The sequence below is a fragment of the Asticcacaulis biprosthecium C19 genome (genome assembly GCF_000204015.1).
In the GTDB taxonomy this organism is placed as follows: domain Bacteria; phylum Pseudomonadota; class Alphaproteobacteria; order Caulobacterales; family Caulobacteraceae; genus Asticcacaulis; species Asticcacaulis biprosthecius.
Genome location: NZ_GL883080.1, coordinates 394540 through 399024 on the forward strand (window position 1 = coordinate 394540; position 4485 = coordinate 399024).

Here is a 4485-nt window from a genome sequence, read left to right on the forward strand (position 1 = left end):
GCGGAGCGGTGGAGGGCTACTTCTCACGGTTGATTTTTTAGCTAGTCTGTCCGAATGGAAGCCAAACGATACCGCCTGAAATATGAACTGGCTAGGACGTTTCGGAGGGCCTTGACGCCGCCTGAGGCGCGGTTGTCGGTGAGACTGAAAGGGAGGCCGAAAGGTATTCATTTTCGGCGTCAGCATGCTATCGGCCCCTACATTCTCGACTTCTATTGCGCTGCCGCCCCGCTCGCCGTGGAGGTTGACGGCAGCGTTCACGACGAAGACGATGTCGCGAGGAGAGACGAGCGGCGGACCGCCTGGTTGCAAGAGCAGAACGTCATGGTTCACAGGATTGCCGGAGCGGATGTAATGTATGATCCGGATACGGCTGCTACTGATATTCTTGAAATCGCGGCAAAACGGATCGCGCTATCGGCCGATCGCAAAATATAGAAGGCGGGCCGAAAGATACCCCTCCACCGCTCCGCGGTCCCCCTCCCCATAAAATGGGGAGGAGAGGCAAGTATTAATCAAATAAACTACATCAACCTCTGCTGGCTCATGCTCAGTACACCTTCGCGGCCGACAATCAGGTGATCATGCACCTTGATCCGCAACGGTTCCCCGGCTTTTACGATCTGCCGCGTCATATCGATATCGCCGGGGCTGGCACTGGGGTCACCGGACGGATGATTGTGAACCAGGATCACGCTGCTGGCCGATAACTCCAAAGCCCGCCGCATGATCTCCCGCGGATAGGCCGGCGCGTGGTCGACCGTCCCGTATCCCATAATCTCATCGGCGATCAGTTGATACTTCTTGTCGAGGAACAGCACGCGGAACTGTTCACGTGGCTCATGCGCCAAGGTCACCTGGACATAGGCCATCAGGGCCGACCACGAGGCGATAACAGTGGTCCGTGTCAAGGGTTCCGCCACGACGCGCCGGGTGGCTTCGAACATCAGTTGCAGATCCAGCGCTATGTCAGTCGTCACCCTCAAGGCCCGCCCCTTGGTGTCCAGGGCTGACACGGTCATCATATCCTCCAGCGGCGCCGAAAGCACCGCCGGCAAGGAACCGAACCGGGTCAGCAGGGCCTTCGCCAATGGCTTCACGTCACGCTGAGGAATTGAGCGGAACAGATACAGTTCCAACAGCTCATAATCGGGCAGGGCGCTGGCGCCCGTCTTGAGCGCGCGTTCGCGCAACCGCTCGCGGTGCCCCTTGTGATCGGGCTTTAGAGGTTCGGAAGACGTGTCGGCAGGAGGCATGCGGAGACTATAGCCGCCGCGGTTGAACTGTCTATACAGCCTCGTCCCAAAAAGTGGATTGCCACTTTTTGGAATGAGGCGCCAAAATTAAGAGTTTTGCGGCCGGAACTGGCCCGTCGCCGAGGCGGTAAAGATCTCAACACCGTCGTCGGTGACGCCACAACTATGCTCACATTGCGCCGTCAGCAACTTGTCGCGGGTCACAGCGGTCCAGCCGTCGTTCAGCACCTTCACTTCAGGCCGGCCCAGATTGATCATCGGTTCGACCGTGAAGAACATGCCCTTCTGCAGCTTGGGGCCGGAACCGGCGCGACCAAAATGCAGCACATTGGGATTGTCGTGGAAAACCCGGCCCAGGCCGTGGCCACAGAAGTCGCGCACCACCGAACAGCGCTGGGCCTCGGCATAGCGCTGGATAGCGGCCGCTATATCGCCAAAGGTGTTGCCGGGCTTGATCTGCTCCAGGCCGAGACGCAACGCCTCATAGGTCACGTCGACCAGGCGCTTCGACTTTGGGGCGACTTCGCCAACCTCATACATGCGCGAGGTATCGCCATGCCAACCATCGACGATCACGGTCACGTCGATATTGACGATGTCGCCTTCGCGCAGGGTCTTTTCCGACGGAATACCGTGACAGACGACGTGGTTGGGCGAGATGCACACGGTGTGCTGATAGCCGCGATAGAAGACGCAGGCGGGCAGGGCACCGCGGTCCATCACAAACTGTCGCGCCAAATCGTCCAGATACGACGTCTTCACCCCGGGCACGACATGCGGGATCAGCATGTCGAGACAATCGGCGGCCAAACGGCCGGCGCGGCGCATGCCCGCGAAATCCTCTTCCGTATGGATACGGATGGTCTCTGAGCGGATGAGATAGTCGGAATCTGTCGTCATGGCGGCAATATAGTCGCGCCCCCCTTTTTTTGCTAGGTCATTTCTGAGAGCGAGGTCGGCATTATCCAGCCCATATCGTCATGCCGCCGGCTTTCACTGACCGTCAGCCCCGGCACGCAGGCCGGACATTCGTCCAAAGTCTCCTCGGCGGTCATGCCATGATCGATGGCGTCCATGATGCAGATGATACGTTCGGCCTGACTGTCCATAAGTCGGTCTCCTTGGGAACACGATGACAAATGCCCGCCCGAGCCGACGCCAATATAGTCCGATCCCTGAGGGATTGCATTTACGCTCTGTTTGCAATGCACAACACTTTGTCGTGACTTGCCCACGACTGGCACGCCCTATCCACTGGCGTAAGAGACCGGAAGCGCTTAAGTGAGGGATAATGAGCGCGCGAATTCTGACGTTTGGCAATGAAAAGGGTGGGGCGGGCAAGTCCACCGTCGCCATGCATGTGGCGGTGCACCTGCTGCATCAGGGCCAAAGCGTCGCCTTTATCGACCTCGACCTGCGCCAGCGTACCCTGGCGCGCTTCTTCTCCAACCGCCTGACCTGGTCACGGGCGCACGGCGTCGACCTTCCCCATGCCGCCGAGCCCTTTCTGTACGACAAGCCGGCCAGCCTGCTCAGCCTTCCCGAGGCCGAAGCCAAGAAGATCTTCGATCGCGCCCTGGACGAAGTCGTCCAGACAGTGGATTTCGTCATCATCGACACCCCTGGCGGTGACCACGTCCTTTCGCGCCGCGCCCATGCCGCCGCCCATGTCATCGTCACGCCCATGAACGACAGCTTTATCGACTTCGACCTGTTGGGCGAGGTCGATCCGGTCACCCTCGACGTCAAACGCCCGTCCATCTATGCCGAGACGGTGTGGAATTCGCGCAAGCAGCGGGTGCGCTGGGATGGCCGATCGATCGACTGGATCGTCCTGCGCAACCGCCTGGCCGCCACCGAAGCCCGCAACCGCAAGCGGGTGGATGAACGGGTCAGCGCCCTGGGCAAAAGGGTTGGCTTTCGCGTCCTGGCCGGCCTGCGCGACCGGGTCATCTACCGCGAACTGTTTCCCTTCGGATTGACGGTCCAGGATCTGTCGGCGGAGGTGCGTCCCGTCGCCGTCTCCCTGGCCCATGTTTCGGCGCGTCAGGAACTGCGTTCGCTGATGCTGTCCTTGGGCCTGGAAGCCGACGACGCCGTGCCCCCCGTCCTTGCTGAGACAGGAACCTAAGCCATGTGGATCGCCGTGGGGGTGGCCATTCTGGCCATGCTGATTTTTCTGGGCCGCCAGATCCGGCTGGGCAAGGTTCAGTCCGGCCCCTGGTTCAAGCAGTTCCGTGTCCTGCGCGGCGTCACCAGCCTGGGCCTGATGGTTCTGGGTGTCGCCCTGATGGCGCGCGGCGCGATGTGGCCCGGCCTGGCCGCCCTGGCGGCGGCCATTGTGGTCAGCAGCACCGTGCGCTTCTCCATCTTCCCCTCCGGCACCAGCCGGCCGGAAGCCGCCGCCGCCTATACCCCCGAGGAAATCAAGGCTTACCAGACGCTGGGCCTGGCGATCGGCGCCGACCGCAAGACGGTGATCGGCGCATGGAAGCAACTGATGAAGGCGGCCCACCCTGATCAGGGCGGCTCGGCCGACCGCGCCAAGGCGCTCAATGCTGCGCGCGACCTGCTGCTGAAAAAGCGTTTCTAGGCATCTTGCCGTCGTGGCTCGCGTGAGAGACAATGGCGTCCAAAATGGGAGAGCCTTATGATCCGCCGTGTCTTTCTCGCCGCCGCAGCGGCCCTCTGTCTGGCCCAGCCCGTTGCCGCCTTGGCCCAAACGCCCGACGTGCCGGCCAAGGCCACAGGCCGCGCCGCCTTTGCTCCACTGGAAGCCTGGGCCGGCAAGACCTGGCGCGGGACGGGCAATGGCCCAGCCGGCGGCGCGAAGATTCAGGACGTCCAGCAATGGCAATGGGACCTGGGCGGCCATGCCATCCGCATCATCCATTCCGTCAATGACGGCGCCTATGCCGGCGAAAGCGTATTGTTCCCGGCGCCCGATGGGGATGGCTTCGTCTATACCTATGTCACCACCGGCGGCTTCTACACGACGGGGGTTATCCGCCCGGCCGGCCAGAACGCCTATGTCGCGGAGGAGACCGTGCATGGCGTCCCCGGCCTGGGCAAGCTGCGCTCGGAAGGCGAACTGGGTGCCGACGGTGTCTATCGTGTCCGCTCCAGCATGGAAAAGGACGGCCAATGGATCGAAACCGGTGGTTTCGACTATGTTGAGGACGCCGCGGCCAAACCTGTTTTGCCCGACCTTCCAGCGAAAGAGCAGTAA

At 61.5% G+C, this 4485-nt stretch carries 7 protein-coding genes; 4 read left to right on the plus strand and 3 right to left on the minus strand.

What is annotated here, in order from left to right; all coding sequences use genetic code 11:
* Nucleotides 1–54: 54 nt before the first annotated feature.
* A complete protein-coding gene (locus ABI_RS20320) occupies nt 55–438 on the plus strand; it encodes an endonuclease domain-containing protein (protein ID WP_083811581.1) in 384 nt (127 codons plus the stop codon).
* 86 nt (nt 439–524) lie between these two features.
* Here ABI_RS20320 and radC read toward each other — a convergent pair whose 3' ends face one another.
* The 3 genes from radC to ABI_RS25430 form a co-directional block, all read right to left on the minus strand.
* Entirely contained in the window at nt 525–1256 is a 732-nt protein-coding gene (gene radC, locus ABI_RS20325; RefSeq protein ID WP_006274951.1) for a RadC family protein, read from the minus strand.
* Nucleotides 1257–1343: 87 nt separating this feature from the next.
* The gene (map, locus tag ABI_RS20330; protein WP_006274952.1) at nt 1344–2156 is read right to left on the minus strand and encodes a type I methionyl aminopeptidase; all 813 of its coding nucleotides are present in this window, start codon (nt 2154–2156) and stop codon (nt 1344–1346) included.
* A 32-nt stretch (nt 2157–2188) separates the two neighbouring features.
* Nucleotides 2189–2365, minus strand: a complete 177-nt coding sequence (locus tag ABI_RS25430) for a hypothetical protein (protein WP_006274953.1) — start codon at nt 2363–2365, stop codon at nt 2189–2191.
* 182 nt (nt 2366–2547) lie between these two features.
* On the opposite strand from ABI_RS25430, the gene ABI_RS20335 reads away from it, so the two are divergent.
* From ABI_RS20335 to ABI_RS23965, 3 genes are read left to right on the plus strand one after another with little or no spacing between them, the layout of a single operon-like run.
* On the plus strand, nt 2548–3387 hold the full coding sequence (locus ABI_RS20335) for a division plane positioning ATPase MipZ (RefSeq protein ID WP_006274954.1): 840 nt from the start codon (nt 2548–2550) through the stop codon (nt 3385–3387).
* Nucleotides 3388–3390: 3 nt separating this feature from the next.
* Nucleotides 3391–3849, plus strand: a complete 459-nt coding sequence (locus ABI_RS20340; protein ID WP_006274956.1) for a J domain-containing protein — start codon at nt 3391–3393, stop codon at nt 3847–3849.
* A gap of 57 nt (nt 3850–3906) precedes the next feature.
* Nucleotides 3907–4485 carry a hypothetical protein gene (locus ABI_RS23965; RefSeq protein ID WP_050808373.1) on the plus strand — a complete coding sequence of 193 codons (579 nt, stop codon included), beginning with the start codon at nt 3907–3909 and terminating at the stop codon, nt 4483–4485.